The organism is Microcoleus sp. FACHB-672 (assembly GCF_014695725.1).
In the GTDB taxonomy this organism is placed as follows: Bacteria; Cyanobacteriota; Cyanobacteriia; order Cyanobacteriales; family Oscillatoriaceae; genus FACHB-68.
Genome location: NZ_JACJOU010000015.1, coordinates 100,767 through 127,312, shown reverse-complemented (window position 1 = coordinate 127,312; position 26,546 = coordinate 100,767). Strand labels below are relative to the sequence as shown.

12 protein-coding genes and 1 pseudogene are annotated in these 26,546 nt (G+C 46.0%); 9 read left to right on the top strand and 4 right to left on the bottom strand.

All coding sequences use genetic code 11. The features are described 5' to 3' along the window. Nucleotides 1-11: 11 nt before the first annotated feature. The 7 genes and pseudogenes from H6F56_RS27305 to H6F56_RS10380 all read left to right on the top strand — a co-directional run. A pseudogene (locus H6F56_RS27305) lies at nucleotides 12-71 on the top strand (hypothetical protein); the annotation flags it as partial. Beyond that, nucleotides 52-3,381, top strand: coding sequence for a filamentous hemagglutinin N-terminal domain-containing protein (locus H6F56_RS10405; protein ID WP_416360990.1), 3,330 nt, complete (start codon nucleotides 52-54; stop codon nucleotides 3,379-3,381). The pseudogene H6F56_RS27305 and the gene H6F56_RS10405, both read left to right, overlap by 20 nt. 67 nt (nucleotides 3,382-3,448) lie before the next feature. Continuing rightward, nucleotides 3,449-5,944, top strand: a complete 2,496-nt coding sequence (locus H6F56_RS10400; protein ID WP_199312722.1) for a filamentous hemagglutinin N-terminal domain-containing protein — start codon at nucleotides 3,449-3,451, stop codon at nucleotides 5,942-5,944. 12 nt (nucleotides 5,945-5,956) lie between these two features. Further along, nucleotides 5,957-8,680, top strand: a complete 2,724-nt coding sequence (locus H6F56_RS10395) for a CHAT domain-containing protein (protein WP_190667545.1) — start codon at nucleotides 5,957-5,959, stop codon at nucleotides 8,678-8,680. 227 nt (nucleotides 8,681-8,907) lie between these two features. Beyond that, on the top strand, nucleotides 8,908-10,395 hold the full coding sequence (locus H6F56_RS10390) for a hypothetical protein (RefSeq protein WP_190667543.1): 1,488 nt from the start codon (nucleotides 8,908-8,910) through the stop codon (nucleotides 10,393-10,395). A gap of 222 nt (nucleotides 10,396-10,617) precedes the next feature. Further along, entirely contained in the window at nucleotides 10,618-12,036 is a 1,419-nt protein-coding gene (locus H6F56_RS10385; RefSeq protein WP_190667541.1) for a DUF3131 domain-containing protein, read from the top strand. Between the two features lie 360 nt (nucleotides 12,037-12,396). Next, complete coding sequence (locus H6F56_RS10380; protein ID WP_190667539.1) at nucleotides 12,397-15,318, top strand: DUF3131 domain-containing protein; 2,922 nt, start codon at nucleotides 12,397-12,399, stop codon at nucleotides 15,316-15,318. A gap of 129 nt (nucleotides 15,319-15,447) precedes the next feature. Here the strand turns inward: H6F56_RS10380 and H6F56_RS10375 are convergent, their stop codons facing one another. Beyond that, the gene (locus H6F56_RS10375; protein ID WP_190668229.1) at nucleotides 15,448-15,669 is read right to left on the bottom strand and encodes a hypothetical protein; all 222 of its coding nucleotides are present in this window, start codon (nucleotides 15,667-15,669) and stop codon (nucleotides 15,448-15,450) included. A gap of 25 nt (nucleotides 15,670-15,694) precedes the next feature. Between H6F56_RS10375 and H6F56_RS10370 the strand changes: the two genes are divergently transcribed. Then, complete coding sequence (locus H6F56_RS10370; RefSeq protein ID WP_242031947.1) at nucleotides 15,695-17,614, top strand: glycosyltransferase; 1,920 nt, start codon at nucleotides 15,695-15,697, stop codon at nucleotides 17,612-17,614. A gap of 98 nt (nucleotides 17,615-17,712) precedes the next feature. Continuing rightward, complete coding sequence (locus tag H6F56_RS10365) at nucleotides 17,713-18,039, top strand: STAS domain-containing protein (protein ID WP_190667535.1); 327 nt, start codon at nucleotides 17,713-17,715, stop codon at nucleotides 18,037-18,039. Between the two features lie 96 nt (nucleotides 18,040-18,135). Here H6F56_RS10365 and H6F56_RS10360 read toward each other — a convergent pair whose 3' ends face one another. The 3 genes from H6F56_RS10360 to H6F56_RS10350 all read right to left on the bottom strand — a co-directional run bounded on the left by H6F56_RS10360 (nucleotide 18,136) and on the right by H6F56_RS10350 (nucleotide 26,513). Beyond that, entirely contained in the window at nucleotides 18,136-19,311 is a 1,176-nt protein-coding gene (locus H6F56_RS10360) for a SpoIIE family protein phosphatase (protein ID WP_190667533.1), read from the bottom strand. 164 nt (nucleotides 19,312-19,475) lie between these two features. Beyond that, the gene (locus H6F56_RS10355; protein WP_190667531.1) at nucleotides 19,476-24,734 is read right to left on the bottom strand and encodes a PAS domain S-box protein; all 5,259 of its coding nucleotides are present in this window, start codon (nucleotides 24,732-24,734) and stop codon (nucleotides 19,476-19,478) included. A gap of 234 nt (nucleotides 24,735-24,968) precedes the next feature. Continuing rightward, nucleotides 24,969-26,513: a CHAT domain-containing protein gene (locus H6F56_RS10350; protein ID WP_190667529.1), complete on the bottom strand. Its 1,545-nt coding sequence runs from the start codon at nucleotides 26,511-26,513 to the stop codon at nucleotides 24,969-24,971. Nucleotides 26,514-26,546 lie beyond the last annotated feature (33 nt).

Below are 26,546 nucleotides of genomic sequence, written 5' to 3'. Positions count from 1 at the left end.
TATTTTTTCTTATTGACTTTTATCAGCTTATCTGGTCAAGCAAAAGCACAAATTGTCCCGGATGCAACGTTGCCGGTGAATTCTACCGTTACCCCACAGGGCAATACAAGTGTTATTGAGGGCGGAACGAGTGCCGGCACAAATTTATTCCACAGCTTTCAACAATTTTCTATCCCAACTAACGGTACGGCTTTTTTTAATAATGCTGCCGAGATTCAAAACATCCTGACAAGAGTGACGGGTGGCTCAATTTCTAATATTGATGGGTTAATTCAAGCCAACGGTACAGCCAATTTATTTTTAATTAATCCGAATGGCATTATCTTTGGCCCCAATGCTGCATTAAATATTGGTGGCTCATTTTTAGCCAGTACCGCAAGTTATGTAAATTTTGCAGATAAAACACAATTTAGTGCAACCCCTACTCAAACTGGGTTACTAACGGTGAGTGTGCCGGTAGGCTTGCAGATGGGGCCAAATCCGGGACATATTGTGGTGCAGGGTTCTGCTCACAATCTCAGTTTCGATCCGGAGACTGGAGCCACCATCAGGGATAACCGGCCTGTTGGACTTCAGGTGGCAGCCGGCCAAACCTTAGCGTTGCTGGGCGGTAATCTAGCGCTAGAAGGCGGCAACCTCACCGCAGAAGGCGGACGAATAGAATTGGGCAGCGTCGCCGCAGAAACACTGGTGACGCTAACCCCCACGAATCAAGGTATGGCATTGAGCTACCCTGGCATTAACAATTTTCAGGATATTAGTCTTTCAAGAGCGGCATCGGTTGATGCCAGTGGTGCAGGGGGAGGCAATGTTTTTGTAGCAGGACGGCGGGTAACGCTGAGTGATGGCTCAGCCATTTTGGCTCTCACCGAAGGTGCGGAACCTTCGGGAACCCTGAGCGTCCGCGCATCGGAGGTGGTGGAAGTGATTGGCACTTCAACTGATGGTCAGTATCCCAGTTCCTTGTTAGCTGAAATCCAACCCCAAGCCACCGGAGAGGGGGGCAATTTGACCATTGAAACCGCTCGCTTACGAGTATCCAATGGGGCACAGGTATCAACAGCTACTTTTAGCTCTGGTAAGGCGGGAAACTTGACCGTCAAGGCCAGCGATACGGTGGAAGTGATTGGCCGCTCAGTCGAGGGTCAGTCTTCCAGGGCCTTACTTGCTACAGCCCAACCCGGAGCCACCGGAGAGGGGGGCAATTTGACCATTGAAACCACTCGCTTACGAGTATCCGATGGGGCACAGGTATCAACAAGTACCAATGGCCCTGGTAAGGCGGGAAACTTGACCGTCAAGGCCAGCGATACGGTGGAAGTGATTGGCCGCTCAGCCGATGGTTCCTCTTCCAGCGCTTTACTTGCTAGATCCCAACCCCAAGCCACCGGAGAGGGGGGCAATTTGACCATTGAAACCGCTCGCTTACGAGTATCCAATGGGGCAGTAGTATCAACAGCTACCAATGGCCCTGGTAAGGCGGGAAACTTGACGGTCAAGGCCAGCGATATGGTAGAAGTGATTGGCACTTCAGCCGATGGTCAGTCTTCCAGCGCCTTACTTGCTACAGCCCAACCTGGAGCGACTGGAGAGGGGGGCAATTTGACCATTGAAACCGCTCGCTTACGAGTATCCGATGGGGCACTGGTATCAACAAGTACCAATGGCTCTGGTAGGGGGGGGAACTTGACGGTCAAGGCCACCGATACGGTGGAACTGATTGGTACTTCAGCCAATGGTCAGTCTTCCAGCGGCTTGTTTGCTACAGCCGCAACTGGAGCGACTGGAGAGGGGGGCAATTTAACCATTGAAATCGCTCGCTTACGAGTATCCGATGGGGCAGTAGTATCAACAGCTACCTTTGGCCCTGGCAAGGCGGGAAACTTAACGGTCAAGGCCAGCGATACGGTAGAAGTGACTAGCATTACAGCCAATGGTCAGTCTTCCAGCGCCTTGCTTGCTACAGCCCAACCCGGAGCGACTGGAGAGGGGGGCAATTTGACCATTGAAACCGCTCGCTTACGAGTATCCAATGGGGCAGCGCTATCAACAGCTACCTTTGGCTCCAGTAAGGGGGGAAACTTGACGGTCAAGGCCACCGATACGGTGGAACTGATTGGTACTTCAGTCAATGGTTCCTCTTCCAGCGGCTTGTTTGCTACAGCCGCAACTGGAGCCACTGCAGAGGGGGGCAATTTAACCATTGAAATCGCTCGCTTACGAGTAGTCGATGGGGCAGTGGTATCAACAGCTACCTTTGGCCCTGGCAAGGCGGGAAACTTGACCGTCAAGGCCAGCGATACGGTGGAAGTGATTGGCCGCTCAGCCGATGGTTCCTCTTCCAGCGCCTTACTGGCTACAGCCGCAACCGGAGCCACCGGAGAGGGGGGCAATTTGACCATTGAAACCCCTCGCTTACGACTAGCGGATGGGGCGATAGCTAGCGTGAGCAGTCGTGGAGAAGGAAAAGCAGGCAACCTCAGAGTGGATGCTGCTTCTATCGGGCTGTCAAACACTAGCAGCTTGACAGCGGAAACCCCAGCAGGGGGAGGAACTATCGAGTTACGCTCTCCCACCATCACCTTGCGTGATGGCAGCAGCATTTCTACCAACGCCCAAGGTGGAGAAAGTGGGGGAAATATTGATGTGCGCTCTTCTGCCTTAATCCTGCGCCAAGGCAGTCGGATCACCACAAATGCCACCGGCTCTCAAGTCACAGGCGGGAATTTGACTGTCAATACTAATGTGATTGCCGCAATAGAAAATAGCGACATCAGCGCCAATTCTGAAAATGCCCGTGGCGGCAACATTATCATCAATGCTCAAGCCATTTTTGGTTCTGTGTTTCGCAGTCGCGAAGATCTTGAACGTTTGCTCAACACCAGTGATCCGCTTTTATTAGATCCTGCCCGACTTCCGAGTAGTGACATCACGGCAACCGGAGCAAATTCTTCCTTAAGTGGAACCGTCAGTGTCACCACCCCTAATGTTGACCCCGCTCAAGGATTATTAAACTTACCCCAAACTCCTGTGGATGCCACCCAATTAGTAGCTTCTACCTGCCGTCGGGGTAAGAATCAAAGCGAATTTACAGTCACAGGCAGAGGCGGTTTACCCCCGAACCCGTATGAGGCCATTGCGGATGAAGCCACTTGGATTGATTTAAGACCGGCTCTAGGGCAGTTCTCAAGCCGGGGGGAATCAGACAATTCATCGCTCACTGCTGCGCCCAACAAGGTTGCCTCAACTCTTAATCCTCAACTTACTGAAGCACAAGGATGGATAATTAATTCCAAAGGGCTAGTGGAACTCGTCGCACAGGTGCCGGCAGTAACTCCTCAAACTCCCCAATTTATTCGACAGCAATGCCATGAACAATAAACTCATATGTTGTCACAAATTAATTCATTTTCTCAAATATTTTAGTTCTTATTTTCTGTTTACTTATTTGAGTTTATCTGCTCAAGTAAAAGCGCAAATTGTCCCGGATGCAACGTTGCCGATTAATTCTAGGGTTACCCCACAGGGCAATACCAGTATTATTGAAGGCGGAACAAGTGCCGGCACAAATTTATTCCACAGCTTTCGAGAATTTTCAATTCCAACTGGGAACACCGCTAACTTTAATAATGCTTTAGATATTCAGAATATTTTTACTCGAATAACTGGCTCATCAATTTCTAACATTGATGGCAGTATTCAAGCGAACGGCACAGCCAATTTATTTTTAATCAATCCAAATGGAATTATCTTTGGCCCGAATGCCCAGCTCAATATTGGGGGATCATTTCTAGCAAGTACAGCCAGTCAGATGAATTTTGCAGATGGCACACAATTTAGTGCGGTTAATCCTCAAACGCCATTACTAACTGTGAGTGTGCCGGTGGGTTTGGAGGTGGGAACTAAACAATCATTTTCTCCCAACGGGCAGATTCCAGGTGCAATTGTTGTGCAGGGATCAAATCTGTCAGTGCAAACTGAAAAAACGCTAGCCTTGGTCGGTGGGGATGTAACCATCTCTGGCAGTAATAATCCCGTCGTACAAGGTCTTGTTGCCGGCGGAATTCCCATCGCTATGGTCAATGGAAATTTAGTACCGACAACACCCGGAGGACGGATTGAACTTGGAAGTGTGACTGACGGGAATGTAACGCTGACACCTGTAGAGAAAGGGTTTTCCTTGGGCTATTCTGGCGTCGAAAAATTTGGAGATATTCAACTCAAGAATAACGCAATAGTCAATACCAGTGGCATCGGTGGTGGCGAAATCCAAATTCAAGCACGTAACTTCCAACTCGGTTCTGGGTCGCGCATTGTCTCTTTTACCTTGGGATCGCTTTCTGGGGGAGATATTATCATCAATGCGTCCGACTCAGTGGAATTAATAGGAACTGGAAGATTTGTGGAAACTTTGCAACAGATTGCTAGCGGTAAAACAGGCCCTTCAGATTTTCGCAATGGCTTGTTTACTATTAGTTTTGGAGAAGGAAATGCGGGAAATATAGATATTAACACTTCTAGATTTACGGCACACAATGGAGCTTTCACCGTTGCTTCCACAACTGGAGCCGGTCGAGGTGGCGCTGTGAGAGTGAATGCAACAGGCTCTACAGAGGTTGATAACTCTGGTTTAATTACGGGTAATAGACCTGGAAGCACTGGAGCAGCCGGCGACATCACAATTAATACCCGTTCTCTACTTTTTGAGAATTTGGGGCTAGCTATTGCCGGCACTGCTGGTGAAGGAGCCGGTGGAGCGATTACTGTAAATGCTGCTGTTTCAGCAGAATTCATTGGAGCTAACAATTTTGAACTTCTGGGTGTACCAGCTAATACTGGCTTGTTTACTTCCACGCTCAGTGCCGCAGTTGCCGGCAACATCAAGATTAAAACTCGGAGGTTGATTATCCAAAACTGGGCAGTGATAGGAGCATCTATATCGAGGCAAGGCAAGGGAGGAACTATCGATATAGATGCTTCTGAGTCTGTGGACATAATAGGAAGAACCGGCTTACCCTTTGCAGTGCTTGCAATTAGTGCTATTACCATTCCAGAATCAACCGGAGTAGCGGGAGACTTGAACATCAACACGAATACTTTACACTTGCGGGATGGAGTCATCATCGCTATGAGCAGCTATGGCGAAGGGAATGCCGGCAACATTAATATCAATGCTCGCTCTATCTATTTGGACAACTTAGCTTTCCTGAACGCTGATACCCGCAGTGCCAACACTAGCTCCAACGAGGTGCAAGCAACCATTAACTTGCGTTCCCACAGTTTGATATTGCGGCGAGGCAGCGCAATTAATACGAATGCACAAGGCCAGAATGTCATCGGTGGCAATATCAACATAGACAGCAATGTCTTAGCTGCTTTAGAAAATAGTGATATTACAGCCAATTCCCAAGAATCTCAAGGAGGAACTGTCACGATCAATACGCAAGGTATCTTTGGCCCACAATTCCGACAACAACTCACACCCGCTTCTGATATTACCGCCACTGGTGGAAGCCCAGAATTAATCGGCACTGTTATTCTGAACACTCCCGATCTCGACCCCAGTCAGGGATTATTAAAATTACCAGAAAATCCTGTGGATGCTACGCGCTTAATTACCTCTACCTGCCGGCGGGGTAGGGATCAAAGCAAATTCAGTGTCACCGGCAGAGGCGGTTTGCCGCCTAACCCTTATGAAGCAATTGCAGATGAAGCAACTTGGATTGATTTAAGACCAATCGCCGGTGAACGAGCGAATTCTGGAACAGAGGAACAGACAAGAATTGTCGGCAATAGGCAAGACTCGACAACTAGGACTGTGCAACTAACTGAAGCACAAGGATGGATAATTAATTCCAAAGGGCAAGTGGAACTCGTCGCACAAGTGCCGGGAGCCTCCCCCCACAATCCTGGTTTCACGCAACAGCAATGTCCTTTAAACTGAGATTCTACAACCATGCCTCTAAGACAATTTTGTAAAAATATACTTCTTCGCTTTCGCTCCTATTTGGATCGGGATGGCGGCAAAAAGTGGTTGCTTCAATTTTACTTAGGAATTTTAATTTTTTCCCTATTCAATATTATAACAATTACTGAATTTCCCCTTTTTAAGGGGAGCTTTGCTAAATTTAAAAACCTACCTGCTGTTGCCCAATCTTCCCCCAGTTCCCAACAGCTCATGCAACAAGGTCGGGAATTCTTTCAAGCAGAACAATTTTCACAAGCCGCAACTGTGTGGCAACAAGCGGCTTCTGTCCTCAAAACTTCGGAAGACAGATTAAATGAAGCACTAGCACTCAACTATTTATCCCTTGCTTATCAACAACTAGAACAATGGCAAGAAGCAACCGAAGCGATCTCTTCCAGTCTTGCTATACTGCAAACAAATGAAAATCGCGACACCGGCACAGAAGAATTATCGATTCTCGCTCAAGCTTTAAATACTCAAGGGCATCTGCAACTTGCTTTAGGAAAACCCGAAGAAGCCTTAGCCGCTTGGCAAGAAGCTGCTGCTACATACTCCCAAATTAGCGACACAGAAGGGGCAATCGGCAGCCAAATCAATCAAGCTCAAGCGATGCAAGCTTTGGGACTCTACCGCCGAGCTAGGAAGACATTAGAGCAGGTAGAAGTCTCTTTACAAAATCAACCCAATTCTTTAATAAAGGCAACAGGATTGCGAAGTCTAGGAAATGCCTTGCGAGTGAGCGGTGACTTAGAAAAATCTCGCAACTTATTGCAACAAAGCTTAAAAGTTTCACAACAACTAGACTCGAATTTAGCCATCAGCGCCGCTCAATTAAGTTTGGGAAATACTGCTAGGGCGATAGCCCAAAGAGCAATTGTTTTAAAAAATACAGAAGCAGAAAAAACAGAAATACAAGCCGCTCTTGATGCCTATCAAACGGCTGCTGAAATTTCCACATCATCAAAACTGCGGTTGCAAGCACAGCTCAACCAGTTTAGCTTGCTTGCCGGCAGCCAGCGATTTAGTGAGGCTGAATCTTTACTGCCGGCAATACAGTTGCAAATTGAGCAATTACCCGCCAGTCGTCGCTCAGTCTATGCTCGAATTAACCTAGCTTACAGTTTATTATCATTCGTTAATAATCGAGAAAAATTAACCAATAACAATCAAACGCAAATAACTGATGTTGCAAACGTTTTAGCAATAGCAGTTCAACAAAGCAAAACTTTAAAAGATAACAGAGCAGAGTCTTACGCGCTTGGCAGTTTAGGGGAATTATACGAGCTAAGCAAGCAATCTCAGGAAGCCCAGAACCTTACCCAGCAAGCCCTCGTTTTGGCTCAAGCCATGAATGCCTCAGATATTGCTTATCGCTGGCAATGGCAATTAGGACGACTGTTAAAGGAACGCGGAGAAAAGAAAGAGGCGATCGCGGCTTATTCAGTCGCAGTTGAAACCCTCCAATCTCTCCGCAGCGATTTAGTGGCGATTAATCGTGATAATCCAGACGTGCAATTTTCTTTTCGAGAAAGTGTAGAACCTGTTTATCGAGAATTAGTAGATTTATTAGTTACGGCAGAAGACGAAAGTAGTCAAGAAAATTTGCGTCAAGCACGTCAGGTTATTGAGTCCCTTCAGCTTGCTGAATTGGATAACTTCTTTCAAGAAGCTTGCTTAGATGCGAAGCCGGTGCAAATTGATCAAGTAGATGCCGGCGCTGCAGTTATTTATCCGATTATTTTGAAAGATAGATTAGCGGTCATTTTAGCACTACCACAATCTTCATTGCGCCTTTATAGCACACTGAAACCTCAGCAAGAAATTGAAAGCATTGTTAATGAACTGCAACAAGATATAGGACGGCTGGCTGCTAACAATCAGCAAGTTTTGCAATCTTCACAACAAGTATATGATTGGTTGATCCGACCTGTAGAGGCAGAACTCAAGCAAAGCAACGCGCAAACTTTGGTGTTTGTGCTGGATGGTTTGTTGCGGAATGTCCCAATGGGTGCGCTGCACGATGGACAGCAGTATTTAATTGAAAAATACAGCATAGCTGTAACTCCTGGGTTACAGCTACTCCCGCCTCAACCTTTGGCACGAGAAGAACTTGAAGTGCTAACAGCCGGCATCTCTGAAGAACGTCAAGGGTTTTCCAAACTTCCAAATGTGGAGCGGGAATTGCAGCAAATTAACGATAAAGTTCCGAGCCGAATCTTGTTAAATCAGGAATTTACGAATAGTAATCTGCAAAAAGAAATCAAATTATCTCCTTTTCCGGTCGTGCATATTGCCACTCACGGTCAATTTAGCTCTCAATCCGAGCAAACATTTGTCTTAAGTTGGGATGGGGTGATTAATGTTAAGGATTTAGACAGCTTACTTCGAGGAAAAGAAGAAGATTTATCTCGTCCTATTGAATTACTTGTTTTCAGTGCGTGTGAAACTGCAGAAGGCGACAGTCGCGCTGCCTTGGGATTAGCCGGCATCGCTGTAAGAGCGGGGGCACGCAGCACTTTAGCGACTTTGTGGAGAGTGAGTGATAATTCTACTGCGACTTTGATGGTTCGCTTTTATGAGGAGTTAGCGAAAGAAAGCAGTATCACTAAAGCTGAAGCACTCAGACGCGCTCAATTAAGTCTTTTGCAAGAGCGCCGGTATAGAATACCCTATTTTTGGGCACCCTATGTTTTGGTAGGCAATTGGCGCTGAAAACTCTCATCATTTTTTGTCCGTGTTCGCAGCGTTCTATGTTGCGAGTTATACAAAGAGTGCCCTAGGTTTAAAAGATTTGACCTATAAAATCAGAGATTTTATGATAAAAAGTTAAAGGTTTACATGAATTAAGTCACAGAGAAGCTGATTTTTGTTACGTTTGCCCATAGGTTTTATAATAGCTGGTTGAAGAGGTTCAACCTATACCACTACAGCTCTAACTGATGACAGTCAATTTTCGACATAGTGTGGTTTCGCACAATCATTGGGCGTGTAAAAAGTTGCTTTCGGGAAACCGACAACTCCAATGGGGGATCTTTTGGATCGCCGGCTTCTGGCTATTGGGAGGAACTGAGTTACGAGCTGAAACTGAACACTCTATTTCTTCCTCAATCCTGGAGAATTGGAACTTATCATCCAGTTTGAGGGAACGAACAAACTCTGCTATAGCTCGGAAAAATCTTGACCCGAATTTCTCCGAACCCGTGACACCGGCTTCTGAGTTAGAAAACGTTCATCCAGCACTTTACAAAAAAGCCAAATCCGTTGTCGATCAGAAAACGCTTCAACTAGATCGTAATAAAGGAACCGGGCAAGCTGTTGAGCTGGAAAGCTTTCAATTAGAGCCTCAAAGCAGCCTTGAAAAGCGTGATGTTGCCCTCGATTATCCTTTAAATTCACTGCCGATTTTAATTGCCGGCCCTGAGAATTTCAATCCAAAACTGCGGCTGCCACCGCCACCGCCACCCGAACCCCCCAAACCGCCTCCAGAAGCTAAACCGGCCTCAACAGAACCAAAAACAGAATCAGAACCGGCTAACCCATTTGCTGTTTTAGAAAATCTGCAAATTGACTTCCGAGATGATAAAGATAACTACGGTCAGCATAACCAAATTATTGAACCAACGTTTCAGTTTGGCTTACAAAACGGTCAAAAAATCCGATTTAGAACCGGCTGGAATACATTCGACCAATCTTACAAAGACGATATTACAAATATTCCCCTGCAAATAGGCTGGGAAGGAAAAATTGGTACATACAACCTCCGCGTTGCTGGTGGAGTTGATTTATTTAGCCGGCTTCCAACTGCTCTCAACTTTAACGCGCAAGTAGACAAGCCAATTTTTACCAATTTAAGTCCAGCCGGTAACTTAGATTCGGGTCTATTTCTCACAGGAATGGTCGAACAAGGGCCATACAAGTTCAATGCTCAAACTCTAGAAAATTTAATTACCGCTTGGAGATTTGGGCCAAATATCTACTGGCAAATTGACCGCTATACCAGTTTCTTCTCTCTCTATCGCTTTGGTTTTTATAATGATGGTAACTACGAGCAGCAATCTTTTAGCCGGCTAGAGCGAAAAATCGAACAATTTTTTCTAGCTGCTAACTTATTTACTTGGAGCTATGAGAATGATCCACAAAAGGGATATTTTTCTCCTCCAGATTTTCTCGTTTATAACGGTGAAGTTGGATGGGAAGGAAATATTTTTAAATTTCTAAAATGCCGACTGTTCGCTAACCTAGGAAAACAACGTTTGAATGGAAAAATTGATGATGCCAGTACCTATCAAGCTCGCTGTACAACCAAGATTTCCCCGAATGTGGAAGCAGATTTCGGTTATGGCTACAGTAATGTCCGCAATGCAATTACAGGAGAAAGTGCTTATAATAATCGATCACTGACAGGTCAGTTGCGTGTTAAATTCTAAAAATTTTGGGAATACTAAACACAAGTAATGGAAAAATTGCTATATTGACTTTCAGAGTTAGCGGGCAACATCAGTAATTGATAGTTAAAGCTCACTTGCCAAAACAATTGCTAAACTAGATAATTCAAAAAGTACATGGGAGACGGATAAATTCAATAAAAAAATCAACCTTAAAACGAACAATTAGTCAAAAAGACACTAACTTCAGAGGCAATATACCGTATGACAGAAACTTTTGAACCCCCGCCCAAAAAGTTATCGATTCTCGCAACAGTTGGAGGTGTCTTGACAGCAATTGCCGCGATTGCCGGCTTAGAATATTGGTCAAATCATCTATCTAAATCCAATCCTCAAGTATCCTCCCGCTCACCGGCAACTTCTGAAATATCTGCCGCTAAACTTGATGCCAAATCAATGGTAATTCCAGGTCAACCCGTATCTGCCGGCGAACTAACCGTAAAAGTGCCTTATGTTGCGCCTGAAGCGGAAAAATTGACGCCGCAAGAACTGGCAATGGCACGTCAGGCTTGGGGGTATTTCCAGCGTAATTGGAATGAAAGCACCGGCTTGGTTAATTCTGTCGATGGTTTTGCCTCAGTTACCCTGTGGGATCAGGCAGCAGCAATCGCCGGCTTAGTCAGTGCACGAGAATTGGGGATTGTGCCGGCAGCAGAATTTGACAAGAAAATGAGCCAAACTTTAAAAACTTTGGCAAAAATTCCCCTCTATAAAGGTGAACTCCCCAACAAAGTTTACAACCCTAAAACCTTAATTCCCGTTAACTACGGTCAGCTTGACAAACGGGAAGAAATCGGCTGGTCAGCGATTGATTTAGGCCGGCTGGCTATCTGGCTTAAAATTGTCGGTTCAAAGTATCCGCAATTTAAAGATGAAAGCGAAGCAATTTGGAAAAGCTGGAAAGTTGCTCGTTTGACTAAAAATGGTCAAATGTACGGAACTTCCGTCGTCAACAAAAAAGAACAATACAACCAAGAAGGGCGCTTAGGCTACGAAAATTATGCAGCCTACGGCTTAAAACTGTGGGGTTTAGATGTCAGCAAAGCTTTAGATTTCAAATCCAATGCAGCCTTTGTCAATCTTTACGAGCAAGGCGTTCCTTACGATAAACGCGATGCTAAAAACTCTGGAGCGAATAACTACGTTCTCAGCGAACCTTTTATTTTAGATGGCATTGAAACCGGCTTTAAAGGATTACCTAAAGCCTATGCCGACCGCATTTTAGCCGCTCAAGAAGCTCGCTATAAAGCCACAAACCACTTAACGGCGGTCACTGAAGATAACCTGGATCGCGAACCCTACTTTGTTTACAACACGCTGTTTGTCAATGGAGAGCCTTGGGCCACAATCTCAGATACTGGAACCAAGTACAACAACTTAAATTTCCTCAGCGCCAAAGCTGCCGTTGGCTGGGATGTGCTTTATGGCACAGATTACACGCAAAAGCTGTTTGATTTTGTTCAAAACAACCTGAAATCAGAAAAAGGTTGGTACAACGGCTTTTATGAAGTGCTGAAGGAACCGAATAAGGCCCTGACTGCTAATAATAATGGTGTAATTCTTGAGAGTTTGCTTTACAAAAAAGTTGGCAAGCCGCTCACGAATTGGGCCGGCGTTGAGTGATAACCCGAAAAGGCAAGAATGATGAAACCACAGATGCAGACAGATGTAACCGGCTATGAGTTGCAGATGTGGTTGTGATGTTTCTGCCGGCTTTATGGGCGGTTTACAGACTGCCCATATATCCTATAAATTCGACATCAAAGGGTCTTTAGTCGAATTTATCTAACCTTAGCTGTTCGCTGGGAAATAAATTTTTGGACGGCTTGGCGGGTGCAACTTCAATTTTATTGAAATGAGAAAAGTTTTTTAGTTAGATTTACCTAACTTTAGCTGTTAACTCGGAAGTAAAATTCTGGGCAGTTTAGCGGGTGCAACTTTAATGTTTTACTAATTTATTGTGTTAAGGCTGATTCAATTCTGATGCTGCAAAACCTCTACCCACAAAAGCGTTCAAAACTCATTGCCCTCTTCCTAACAGGGCTGGTTTCACAATCGCTGCTGCCTATTTTTATCCCGGAGAAAACGCTCGCTCAAAGCCCCGCAGCTACTGCCGCGTGTGCCGAAATTAGTGCGCCCCTAACGCCAGAAGAGCAGGTTTATGCGAAAGCTGCTTGGCAGTATTTTGTTAACAACTCTCAGGAAGCAACCGGATTTACCAACTCCACCGGCGGCTATCCCTCTGGCACACTTTGGGATATGGGAAATTACCTGATGGCGCTGAATTCAGCGCGTTGGTTAAATTTAATTGACCAGGCAGAATTTGACGGGCGCATCAACAAATTTTTAACCGGCATGAGTGCGTTAAAACTCTTTGAAGATGGCTTGCCCAATAAAGTTTATAACACCGCCACCGGCCAAATGGTTGATTACGGCAATAACCCCATAGAAAAAGGCATTGGTTGGTCAGCTTTAGATATCGGTCGAATTTTGGCAGCCTTTCACGTCATCCGAACCTGCCACCCTCAATATGGAGATTGGCTCAAAGGAATTGTTGCGAAGTGGCAAGTCGCCCGATCTGTCGAAGATGAACAACTTTACGGCGCAATGATTGACCCCAATAAAACCACCTTGCTCGTGCAGGAAGGGCGGCTTGGTTACGAAGAATATGGGGCGCGAGGTTACGAGCTTTGGGGGTTTAAAGTTCCGAAAGCAATTGCCGTAGAGCCGTTTAAATTGGTAGAAATTAACGGCATTAAAGTGCCGGTGGACACCCGTGACTACCAAACCACCAACGCCAACAATTATGTGGTTAGCGAATCCTATATTCTGGATGCCATCGAATTTGGTTTAGAAGGCTACCTAAAAGATTATGCAGCCAGCGTTTTAGAAGTACAAAAGCGCCGGTTTGAAGCCACCGGCCAACTAACGGCAGTATCAGAAGACAATATCGATCAAGCCCCTTACTTTCTCTACAATACGGTTCATTCAAATGGGCAAGATTGGGCAACCATTACCGATGAAAATAAGCCATTTCCGCAATTGCGAAGTATCAGCACAAAAGCGGCGATTGGTTGGTATTATCTTTACCCAGGTAACGCTTATGCCAAGCAACTTTTTGATGCGGTAAAAGATTTACGCGATCCGAATGGAGGGGGTTTTTATGCCGGCCTTTATGAAGAAACCAAAAAACCGAATACCGCCCTCACCGGCAACACCAACGGGCTAATTTTAGAAATTTTGTACTACAAAGCCAGAGGCAACCGCCCCCTGATCGGGCCGGAATTAGTCTCATTTGCCTCGGCACCGCCCACCGGCAACACGATCAGCCCAGCCGAATCAACCGCAGCCGCGCCCACTCCACCGCCGGCAACCCCAGCCGCCCAAACTCCGCCACTGGCAACCCCAGCCGCCCAAACTCCGCCGCCGGCAACTCCAGCCGCACAAACTCCGCCGCCGGCAACTCCAACACCCGCCCCAGTGGCTGCTGCGCCACCCAAGCCTGCCGCCCCAGAAGTTGTAGCAGTCGGCCCGATCCCGCCGGTAGGCAAACCCGAACCCTCCGAGTGCCCAGCGCCGGCTCGCTCCCTAAACGTCGTAGAACGGCGCTATGCAGACGCAGCTTGGGGCTATTTCAAAGCCAACTATCAAAAGGCAAACGGGCTGGTTGATGACCGCAGCGATATGAAAGCTGCAACCCTGTGGGGATTGGGAGATTACCTGGCAGCACTGCACGCGGCGCGCTCCCTTGAGATCATCTCCGACACCGAATTTGACGGGCGCACCCGGCAGTTGCTGGCAGCTTTGGGTAAACTCCCTCTGTTCGCCGGCGAATTGCCCCAGCGCGGCTACGACAGCCGCACATTGCAGCCGGTTGATTATGGCGGAAACCCGCTTCCCGAAGGCAACGGCTTCTCAGCACTCGATATCGGGCGGATGATGGCAGCGCTTTATAACTTGAAAAACTGCCATCCCCAATACACCAACGCCGTTGATCAAGTGGTACTCGATTGGTCATACCTGCGCGTCGTGCGGGACGGCGTACTTTCCAGCGCCTCCGTTGAAAAAGATGCAAATGGGCGCTGGCTGGCGCGAGTTAACCCGGAAACTCGTCTTGGCTATGAGGAATATGCCGCCCGTGCCTTTCAGATGTGGGGATTTGATGTTAATCGAGCGGCTGTGGGAGGGGAGTACAAAACCGAGTCCGTAGGGGGCGTTGAAGTGCCGGTGCAGCGCAACCGCGCAAACGTGAATTCCGAGGTGAATCATTACACCGTAAGCAATCCGTTCTTAGTATACGGGCTGGAATTTGGCTTTGATCCCCAGATGCGTTCCCTCGTTGAACCGTTGCTCCAGGCTCAAGCTGAGCGCTATCGCAGCACCGGCAACTTCACATCCTCTGCCACCACGCTGATTGATCGTGCGCCCTACAACCTACACAGCACCATTATCGGTGACGGAAAACCTTGGGCGACGATCGCAGATGATGGAACGTCGGCACCCGAGCTCCGCATGGTGAGTACGGCAGCAGCGTTTGCCTATTACGCGCTGTTTCCAGAAAATGAGTACGCCCGTGAACTGTGGCAGGCTACAACAGACTTGTACAATCCTTCTCTGGGCTTCTACGAAGGTTTTTACGAAAAAACCGGCAAAACAGCCGTTGGCTTCACCGGCAGCACCAACAGCACAATTCTGCAATCCTTGCTGTTTATGGTGACGAAGCAGCCTCTGATCAGTCCTGCAACAGCAATGGATTCCCCGTGGTGGCAAGAAGTGGCGAAAGGCAACTCCGGTCGGGGTTTGCCTGAGATTCCCACACAAAAAGCAAAGGTTGCTTCCGATGCTTCCGGGACTTACTGGACTTCTGGCGATGGCACTGTGACTTCCCCAACTTCAGCAAAGTAGCGTTCTTTCCAAGTCGTAAGGGCCGGTTGACGCAGGGAAATCGGCCCTTACGATGCCATTAACGAACTCAGCAAAAATCCTCAATTAGGTAGAAATTTTGCGCGAGATGTTAATCCTAATGCGATTATTTTAAACAGCCAACGCTACCGTACCAGAGGATTGTGTCCCCTGGCTTTTGCGGAATTGAGTGTCAGCGCACAGCCGTAAAGCCGGTGTGAAGTTCAATTTTTCCGCCGAACAGTCTTTCCCGAACCCATCTCCCCCTAACCCCATCGACCTTGCATGAATCCTGGCTGCTATGACAAATCCAGCTTCTATTGTTGAAAACTCACCCAGTTTTTCTGGAAACATTCGCTCTCGCTTAAAAGAGAGAACGTTGCTGTTTCGTTACCTTGCAGAAATCAACTTGATCTTAGGTGCTTGGTATTTGTATTGGCGCATCAACAATTCTATTAATTTTGATGCGCTGTGGCTGTCAATTCCCTTGCTCCTTGCAGAAATTTACAGCTTTTTCGGGGGGGTGATGTTCGTCATCGGGTTGTGGCGTCCTCTGGTTCGGCAGGTGAAGTCTATTGATAAATTGATGCCACCTTTGTCGCGCAGAGATTGGCCAACTGTGGATGTGTTTATTACCTGCTACAGTGAGCCGGCGGGAATGGTAGAGGAAACTGCAAGAGCGGCTTTAGCAATGGATTATCCCCCAACGAAGTTGCGGGTTTATGTGCTGGATGATGGCAACTCGCCGGCGATGCGGGCGATGACGGAAAAACTTGCTATCGAAGATTTGCAATCGCCGGTTTTGCAACATGAAGCGGAACAAATTGATAGTGAGCGAACCCAGTTAGTTGAGCGCCTCCGGCAACTCGAAAATCTCGCCCCTGATATTCAAGCGGCTGAAGAATTTTTGCAAGGGGAATCTGATAGTGCCAACGCAAAAATGGCGGGCTTTATACAGCGTTTGCAGCAGTTCGTTCTTTGGCTACCTCCCCAACATCAAAGTGTTCGCGAACACTTACAAGCTGAACGCAAAAGTTTAGAAGCAGCAATTGATCAAAAAGAACAGGAATTAATAGAACTGGCGCGGTTTCGCTACATCGCCCGCCCCAAAATTGCCGGGAAGGCTCACCATGCTAAAGCCGGCAACATTAATTACGCAATTTTTTCTGGGGAAACTTCAGGAGATTTTATTCTCACCCTGGATGCTGATCATATTCCTAAACCCCATTTTCTCAAGCGGGTTCTGCCCTATTTCTTTACCTATAATGTCTTTGCCGGTAAATACGAACACAATCGCATTGCGTTTGTGCAAACGCCCCAAGATTTTTACAACATCCCGCAAGGCGATCCCTTTGGACATCAAGCAAGTTTATTTTATGGCCCAATTCAGCAGGGTAAAGATGGAATGAATGCCGCTTTCTATACAGGAACCAATGCAGTTCTGAGGCGGGAAGCGCTGGTTAATGTTGGACTGCAATATTTTTCTGATGAATTTTCTAAGGATGCTCAGCGATTAGATGAATTTGATTTAGTTGGCGGCGTTTCCAGCAACAGCATTACAGAAGACATGAATACCGCCATGCGCCTGCACGGTGCGGGGTGGAAATCGCTGTATCACAATGAAATTTTGGCAGAAGGTTTAGCCCCCGATGACCTCAGTTCTACCCTGAAGCAGCGGTTGCGCTGGGCGCAAGGCACTATCCAAGTGCTCGTACGGGAAAATCCTCTGACAAAGCCCGGTTTAAATTTTTGGCAGCGGTTGCAGTATTTTCAAACAATGTATAGCTACTTTTCGGGTTTTGCTACCGTTGTTTTTATCGCTTGCCCAATTATCTATTTCTTCACCGGCGTTATTCCCGTCAAAACTTACGGGCCAGCTTTTGCTATCCACTTTATCCCCGCTTTTGTGATCAATCGCCTAACTTTCTTAGCCGCAAGTTGGGGCATTCCAGCTAGAGAAATTTGGCGTTCGGAGCAATATGCAATTGCTCTGTTTCCGCTGTTTATTCAAGCCGTCTGGAGTGTGTTAACCAACCGACCTATTAAATTCCAGGTGACCCCTAAACAGCGGCAAGCGGGAATTTACCTCCGGCTGGTTTGGCCGCAACTGTTGGTTTTTTGTCTGACAATCATCAGCATCGTATGGGCGCTTTGCTGGCTGGTAATCGGGCAAATTCAACATCCGAATTTAGAGCAGCCTATGGCTTATGTTCTCAATCTTGCCTGGTCAATTTATAATCTGACACTTTTGTGGGCTATTATTCGAGCAGCCATTTGGCAACCGCCATCTGCTGAATGAGCGACTAGAAGCCTTGTGAGCGCAGGCTAGCGCATAGATCTGGTTACAGCTAAACTGAGAAAACACAAAAAGTCACTCGAAACTAGGAGTACAATCACATGAGTACAGTCGTCAAAGTTGTTCAACCTTCTGGTATTTTAGATGGGCCGAAAGGCAACCAGTTACGTCGGGAGATTAGCGATGTTGTGGAAAGCAAACCTGATATTGTGCTGATCGATCTTCAAGATGTCCCTTTTATGGACAGTTCAGGGTTAGGTGCGCTTTTATCAGCGATGAAAATGGTGAGAACGGTGGGGGGTAAACTTTTTGTTTGCTCGATTAACCCTCAAGTAAAAATGCTGTTTGAATTGACAAAAATGGATCGAGTTTTGGAGTCGTTTGCGGACAAAGACGAATTTAACAAGGCTATCCTGAAAACTGAATAAGTTGAGCGGTTTAAGTGGCATGATTCAGGACAAATTTTTATTGTTAAAATGTCCGATCATGTCTTAAACATCAGTATAAGTTGAGGAGTTTAGACTTTAGTTAAAATTTACTCGTAATAAGGATAAATCATCATCAAGAACTTGTTTTGAATTTAAACACAGAATATAATTTATAAGTTTATCTAAGCAGAAATTTGTTTTTTGTTGAGAATCTAACAGGAAAGAAATGAAAGCCTCAAGCCCCCAGATTTGGGTATCTGTCAGAAGAATCTCATAAGCCCCATCACTAAAAATGTACATCGTGCTGCTTGGTGGAATCTCGCAAGAAGCCTCATCAAAATCAGTGTCAGGGATAAACCCTATTGGCATTCCGGTCGATTCTAAACGCTGAACTTGTGTGGCTGTCTCAGATGCCCCAAATAGCAGTACCGCCGGTGGGTGGCCAGCATTGGCATACACGAGTTGCCGGTTCACCGCGTTATAAACTCCGTACCAAATTGTAAAGTATTTATCACCTTGGGCGCTCATTTGAAAACCATTATTAAGAGCGCTTAAAACTTCGCTAGGCCGGCAAAAATCGGTGTTGGGTAAAGATTGTGTGCGTAAAACATTTAGCACAGAAACTGACAACAGGGCAGAACCGACTCCATGCCCGGAAACATCAAGTAAATACATTGCTAAATGATCACTGTCAAGCCAGTAATAATCAAAGCAATCTCCCCCCAATTGAGCGGATGGAATAAATTTGGCTTCTGTGGTGATATTGCCGGCTAATGGTGCCGGTAAAAGCGAACTTACATATTCCGCTGCTTCATCTAAATCGGCGCGTAACTCCTGGTTGAGTGCTTCTAAAGCGTACTTTTGGAGTTGCAATGTTTGGTTGAGTTCATATAAGCGCAAACCCGCCCGTACTCGCGCTTTCACTTCCTCCATATCAATCGGTTTGGAGACAAATTCATCTGCGCCGGCATCGAGTCCCTTCACGCGCTCATCCACAGATTCTTTATCACTACCTTTGCCTTTAGCAGTCAGCAAAATAAAGAATGTGGCTGATAATTCTTGATTGTCTTTAATCTGACGACAGACTTCTAATCCATCCACCGGCTCCATCACCCAGTCACAAATAATCAGAGCGGGTTTGATTTGTTGGGCTTGGATGATTCCCTCTTCACCATTACTCGCTACAGTCACCTCATAGCCCTGGTTGTGCAGGGTTCTTTTTAAGGCAGCCCGAACGATTGGGTCATCATCAATAATTAGCAGGTGAGACATGAAGCCGGCCCGATACAACAGGGGTATAACATTCTTTTATTATAAATTAGTTGAGCTACTTAAAATCTACGCCTTAAAAACATTTTGATTCGGGTTGTTTTATGAAGAACGAGACAACCTCATCACTTATTTTCAAAAAAAGCAGTTATTTTTTAATAAAATTATTAATCAATTCTATCATTAATAAGTTTCTGAATACCTTGAAGAAATCGCTCTAAATCTGAAAGTAAATCGGTTGCTCCTTCTATCTGTTCTCGGTGAGCAAGCTGATCTAATTTCTCGGCGGCTAGATGCATGGCAGTAGCTCCAATATTGCCGGTAGAGCCTTTAAGGTGATGAGCTTCTCGCTGCAACTGCTGAATATTATGCTCGGCAATGGCAGTTTTTGCCTTTTCCAAGTGGATCTGGCTATCTTCAACAAACATTTGCAGCAATTCCAATTCAAATTCCGCACTCCCTTCTGAAAGACTCTGCAAATGTTCCCAATCAAACTCAGCGGCAGCTGCCTTTTTTTCCTCACTGACATCTGCCAGCTTAGAAGTAACTGCTTCCTGTTCTGCCTGCTTGTAATGACTCCATCGTTCGATGACTGCTATCAGTTTTTCCTTCGACACCGGCTTACTTAGATAGTCATCCATGCCGGCACTTAAACACCTATCTCGATCTTCTTTCATTGCATTTGCAGTCATTGCAATCACCACCGGACGATGACCGGCTGCAAAGGCATTTTCCTGCCGGCGCTTTATTTCGATGGTGGTATTAAACCCATCAAGAATGGGCATTTGACAGTCCATTAAAACCAAATCATAGGGAATCGTTTTTAATAGCTGCAAAACTTCTTCTCCATTCGCAGCAACATCTGCTTCGTAACCGCCACTGCTAAGCTGTCTAAGGGCTACTTTCTGATTCACCGGGTTATCTTCAGCCACCAAAATTCTTAACTTGGGCTTTGCAGAAACCTCTTGTAATGGATCTGCCGGTTCTGATAAATTCTCCCCATTAGATATCGCAACAGGTCGCTGTGAGATATCCAAAACCGTGAGAATCGTATCGAGGAGACGTGATGGCTTAACAGGTTTAACCAAATAAGCAGCAAATCCTATTTTTAATGCCTGCTTCACCTCATCTCGCTGATTGGTAGAAGTCAGCATAATTAAAGGCACCCTCGCTAAAGCAGAATTTGTCTTGATTTGCTCCCCCAAACTCAAACCATCTGTTTGAGGCATCTGCATATCGAGTACAGCCACATCATAAGGCATTTTCTGCTCACAAGCTTCATGAAGCGCTTTCAAAGCGGCAGCCGCGCTGTCAGCCTCATCCACCTGCATTCCCCAGCGAGTAACTTGATGGTGGACAACCTTTCGATTTGTGGCATTATCATCAACGACTAATAAGCGCCGGCCACTCAATAAATTAAAATCTTGTTTGCTAATAGTAGCCGGCTGACTTCCTAGTACAAAAGGAACAGTAAACCAAAATTTAGTTCCTTGGCCTAACTGACTTTCTACCCCAATTTTTCCTCCCATTAAACTGACCAGTTCTTTACAAATTGCCAAGCCTAAACCCGTGCCGCCATACTTGCGAGTAGTGGAAGCATCTACTTGAATGAATGGGGAAAAAAGTTTGCGTTGAGCTTCAAAAGGAATCCCAATTCCGGTATCTGTCACAGCAAAATAAAGGCTTGCATTGGTTTCATTCCTTGATAGTAATTCTGTCCGAACCACCACCTCCCCAGAACTGGTAAATTTGATAGCATTGCCAATCAAGTTCATCAGGATTTGCCGCAGACGACCGGCATCTCCCTGAAGATAAACCGGAACATCCGGCTCAATTAGAGCAGCGATTTCCAATCCTTTCATATGAGCAGGAGGAGCCAGCAGATCTAACATTTCTTCAATACAAACCGATAAGTCAAAGTTTAAGACTTCTAACTCCATCTCACCGGCTTCAAGTTTGGAGAGATCCAAAATCTCGTTAATTAGGCTCAAGAGTGCATCGCCACTAATCCGAATTGTTTCAACGAAATCTCGCTGTTCAGGGTTTAAAGAAGTGTCTAAAAGCAAGCCGGTCATCCCTAATACCGCATTCATGGGCGTGCGGATTTCGTGGCTCATATTGGCGAGGAATAGAGATTTAAATCGAGAGGCTTCTAAAGCGGCTTCCCGCGCTTCTACCAACTCATTAATTCTATGCGTTACGACAACAATGCCGCCCACACATCCATCGCGCTCAAGCCACGGGTGAACCGCCCAGCGCAAATAAATTATAGAACCATCTTCGCCTTCAAATACATCTTCAGGACTGGAAATTGCCTCACCTTGAAGTGCCCGCTTATGAATGGCTTTCCAGCGTTTGGGAATGTTAGGAAACAGTTCGTAATGGCTTTTGCCAATAATCGACTGACCTTGTAAATTATAATCAATTAACCACTTATTGCTGTAGGCAATATAGCGAGTTTCTTGATCAAACATCGCCATTGCCACCGGCGCATTTGCAATAATTTGCTTAAGTTGCCGGCGCTCTCTTTCCAGGGCTTCTTGTACTAGCTTGCGCTCAGTAATATCTGTATCTGTGCCGGTCATGCGACACATCTTGCCGTCCGCATCTTGAAATGCGCTACCGCGAGAGAGAAACCACCGGAGGCTACCATCTTTATGCAGCCGCCGGTGTTCGATTTCATATTGGTAGGTTCGCCCCTCTAAATGTGCCTGAGTTACCTCTAATACCCGCTGTAAATCCTCAAGATGCACTAAAGATCGCCAGCCTTCTAAGGTGTCGGGAATGTCGAGTTCTGTATAGCCGAGTACGGCTTTAATGATGGGGTCGATATACATTTCGTTTGTCGCAATATTCCAGTCCCAGACTCCAACATCACCGGCACTGATTGCTAGCTCGTATCTTTCCTGGCTCAAGCGCAGCGCTTCTTCTGTGCGTCGGCGCTCGGTGATATCGTTGAGGGTGCCAAAAGTGCCGCAAATCGTGCCGGCGCTATCCAGTGCTAAACGGGCATCAACCTCGATCCAGCGGAAATCTATATGGGTTTCACCCTCTTCATTATTTTTGGAAAAAGCCAGGAGGGGATTTTGATTTTTAATTAAGTAACGAATTTCTACTCGACAAGACTTTCTTTTGCGCTGAATCAGGGATTGAAACAGTTCAGAAGTACGCTGTCGGTCATCTGGATGGATATAATCTAAAAAGTTTTTCCCAATACTTTCTTCGATAGTAAATCCGGTGATTTCTAACCAGGCTGGATTGAGGAATACCCACATCCCAGCAGCGTCAGTTTGGAAAATAACTTCCTTAATGTTGTTAACAACCGAGCGATATTTTTCTCCACTTTCGCGTAGCCCTTCCTCTGCCCGTTTGCGCTGGACAAACTGACCGATTTGGCTACCTATCGCTGTCATCATTTGCAGCAAATTTGCTTCAGGTTCTTCGATCTGCCGGCTAAAGAAAATGAGAACCCCTAAGGTTTCATGTTCATCCCGAACCGGCAAAGCGAAAGCGCCGTGTAGTCCCGCCCGACGGGCAATTTCAGCGCGTTGAAAGTTGGCATCTTTCACAACATCTGCAATCCACATCGGTTCGCCACTCGCCCACACACGTCCAGGCATTCCAGTGCCTTTTGTAAAGACACTCAGCTGGGCGAGTGCTTCAAACTCTGAAACTTCAATTGACGGCTGGTGCCAGGTTTGAGCGCAGTGCAGCGTATTGGCTAGCGCGTCGATACTCCAGAGTTCGCCGAGATCCCATGCTTGGTTTTCGCAGATAGCTTGCAGGATTTTCGGGGCTGCCTCGTTGAGGGTGGCTGACTCTGCCAAGATGCGTGAGATCGCGTGCTGTACTGTCAAACGCTGTTCGGCGCGTTTGCGTTCGGTAATATCAATGCCGGTGCTGACGATGTATTCAACCGCTCTTTCACTATCCAAAAGAACGGTATTTGACCACGCAATTAGTCGGCGATTTTTATCTTTTGTGAGCCAGTAGTTTTCATACTCTTTCTTTCGGAAATTGCCCTTCACTAGCTGCTGGAAAACTGCTTTAACCGGCTCTCTTTCTTCTGGAACTAAAAGTAAATTCCAGAAAGGCCGGCCTCTTACTTCATCGAAGGTGTAACCTGTGATCTGTTCACAGGCGCGGTTAAAGCGGATAACGTTTCCCTGCGGATCAAAAACTGCAACGAGAGCACTTGCTGTCTCAATTACTGCAAAGATAAAATTGCGCTCTTGCTTAAGTGATTCTTCTGTAAACTTGCGTTCGGCGATCTCACGATAGATCAGGTAATAGACGGCTGCAAGAATGATAAAAGCTAGAATAATACAAATCGAGAAGGTGAGAATTGTTTTTTGAGCTAGCGCATTTGCTGCTACCTTGCGCTGACTTAACAACGTCTTCTCTTCGTTTTCCATCTCCGTGATCATCTGACGAACTTGCTGCATCAGGCTTCTGCTTTGGTTCGTCTGGATCAGCTGCAATGCCGGCTCAAATCCTTGATCTTTTCGGACGCGAACAATTTCGCCAAGTACATCAATTCTTTTACCGATTAAAGGCTGCAACATTACTAGCCGTTGCTGTTGCTTGGGGCTATCCGTCGTCAGTTGTTTGAGCTTTTCTAGGTCTTGATTGAGGCTAGGAATTGCTGTGTTATAGGTTTCTAAATAAGACTCGTCGCCGGTGAGGATGTAGCCGCGCTGCCCGGTTTCGGCATAAGTCAAATTGGATAAAACGCTTTCGAGACTTTCAAGAACTTGGTGGGTGCGTTCTACTAAGTTAGAAGTTTCGATCAGTTCGTTAATACTGCGATAGGAAACTACGCCAATCAAAACTAGAATTGCTGATGCCAACCCAAACCCTCCCGCCACGCTTTTGAAGAAGTGTCGGCTGCGCTTGTGGAGTTGTTGGTGTTGTGTCGTGGCAAGGGTAAGGGTGGCTAAATTGCGCCGCAGTTCCAGTTGCTTAATCACTTGACGACCGAGGGCGCGTAATGCTTCCTTCTGTTCTGGGTTGAGGCTGCGTGGTACGCGATCAATGACACACAGGGTGCCCAAGGCGTGTCCTTCCGGGTTAATTAGGGGGGTGCCGGCATAAAACCGCACGTTGGGTTCAGAGGTGACGAGGGGATTGGTAGCGAAGCGTTCGTCAACGGTTGCGTCGGGAACAATAAAAACGTCTGGCTGCTGGATGGCGTGGGCGCAGAAGGCAATGTCGCGGGGTGTTTCTGAGGCTTCCAAACCCCTCTTTGATTTGAACCACTGCCGGTTTGCATCGATTAAGCTGATTAAGGCAATCGGAGTGCCACAAATATAAGCAGCTAAGCGGGTGAGATCGTCTAAGTCTGCTTCTGCCGGTGTGTCGAGGACTTGATATTCTCTAAGTGCTTTGAGTCGTTCTGCTTCGCTATCAGGTAACGGTACTTGCATATCAAGGATTTTATAGCGTTGATATTTTATTAATTTTTAGAGGGTTGTCAATAGCACTCGTTGAGTTCTAAATTTTATTTGCTTTTTTTGAAGTAGGCTTTGTGCAAGCCGATTTCAATTTTGCTTTTTTCATTTTAGGATAAGTTAGCAGTGTTTTTGGAAAAAGTTTTATTTTTTTAAATAACCGCAGATACACGTAGATGATAGCGCGAGAATTTTTCTATCTGTCTTTGATTAATTCCAGTTTCCGATTAATGTGAAGCCGGCCCAGTAGTGTGGGTGGGAAAAGTTTAGATTACCTTGTTCGGAAATTTTGGGGGGTAGGAGAATTGGATTGCCTTCTGAAAGCAACAATTTTCCTTCTTCAATTCGGACTTTTCCTCGCAGCATTCCGAGTTGAGCTTGCCTGAGGGCTTCTGTTTTAATCGGTGTTTTACTTAATTGTAAATAAAATTCACTCATGAGTGCTAATGTGCTTCTGTCATCAACACGCCAAAGGCTTGCTAAGGCAGATTTAACGCCGGCTTGAACGGCTAAACCGGCAAACCCTAATTCTGGTTCATCTCCCAAAGCAGTTTCGCAGGCACTTAAAACCAGCATTTCTACGGTTGGAGATTCTGCCCAATTCAATTCTTCTGCGACTTCTCGCAATCGATCTAAACGCAGTTTTGAGTCTCCAAACTGAATGTAAGATTGACTCACATTTCCTTGAACAAATTTCCCGTGAGTTGCGAAGTGTATCATCCGAAATCGCTGCTGCCGGTAAACAGATTTTAGATTTTCTAAGGTAAACTCTTTGTTGAGGAAAGGAACCCCTTGCCAAGGAAGTCTCAAAATCGTAGAGAGTTCCACCGGCACTGCCGGTAATGGGCTGGCATCTTCAAATTCTGACGCACCCATTGCTAAAATTGGCAAGTTTCTCACGTCAACGTAGCGGGTATCTGTCAAACCAAAGCTTGGAATTAAGGCAACATTATATTTTTCGATCAAAAACTGCGTTCCATCATGTAAAGCCGCGATAGGAATTGACCGCAAACCCGCATCCATCGTGAAAACTAAAGTATCTATTTGATTGGCTTTTAATCCGTTTTCTAAAGGTTTAACCAGCCATTGATAGAGTTTTTGAGCGTTATCTAGTGAGCCATTTCCAGAACCAATAGGAGGAAGCCCAATTTCTTCTCGCCAAGCGGTGACAGTTTCTTTAATTGCGTTGCGATTCGCTTCAGGAATAACTTGTTGCCCGACTTGCTCAATTTGTAGGTCTGTTTGGGCAACTTTGTCGCAACCGGCTGCACCGTCAGAATTTGGTAAAATATATAAATTTCGCAATTCTTCTGCTAAGGAAGCTAGATAAATTAGTGCCGACTTGTTTCCGGTAATTCGGGAGAGATTGCATAACGTTTGGCTAATTTCAGCCACGGAAGGCGGTTTCCCCACAACTTCTTTCCTGAAGTATTGGGCGAATTCAATAGCTTGTGATTGTTCAAAGAGTTGAAGGGCTGTATCAACTGAACCGGCTGTTTGAATTCCCTTTTCAAAATTTGTTCTTGTTACGCCTTCAGTTTGAGAATTAACAGAATTTGAAGTTCCTTCTATAAAGGATGGCCCTGTGGCGTCGGAAAAGTTACCAAATTGGCTAATAAGGGTGGGATTTGTATCAATTTGTGGGCTATTAGGTATCGTCTTTGCGTTAACTAACTTAACAGAGAATAAGGTAATTATTACAATTAAAGTAAATTCAAACAAGCGTTTAATAAGCGCATCAAATTTAATTCCCAACTCTTTTTGAAGAAAAGATCTTAATTTCTGTTT

Coding starts and splice junctions, on each gene's coding strand:
- H6F56_RS10360 (WP_190667533.1), bottom strand. CDS start 19,311: ATGTCTCACCTGCTAATTATTGATGATGACCCAATCGTTCGGGCTGCC.
- H6F56_RS10390 (WP_190667543.1), top strand. CDS start 8,908: ATGACAGTCAATTTTCGACATAGTGTGGTTTCGCACAATCATTGGGCG.
- H6F56_RS10380 (WP_190667539.1), top strand. CDS start 12,397: ATGCTGCAAAACCTCTACCCACAAAAGCGTTCAAAACTCATTGCCCTC.
- H6F56_RS10375 (WP_190668229.1), bottom strand. CDS start 15,669: ATGTTTCCAGAAAAACTGGGTGAGTTTTCAACAATAGAAGCTGGATTT.
- H6F56_RS10355 (WP_190667531.1), bottom strand. CDS start 24,734: ATGCAAGTACCGTTACCTGATAGCGAAGCAGAACGACTCAAAGCACTT.
- H6F56_RS10395 (WP_190667545.1), top strand. CDS start 5,957: ATGCCTCTAAGACAATTTTGTAAAAATATACTTCTTCGCTTTCGCTCC.
- H6F56_RS10385 (WP_190667541.1), top strand. CDS start 10,618: ATGACAGAAACTTTTGAACCCCCGCCCAAAAAGTTATCGATTCTCGCA.
- H6F56_RS10365 (WP_190667535.1), top strand. CDS start 17,713: ATGAGTACAGTCGTCAAAGTTGTTCAACCTTCTGGTATTTTAGATGGG.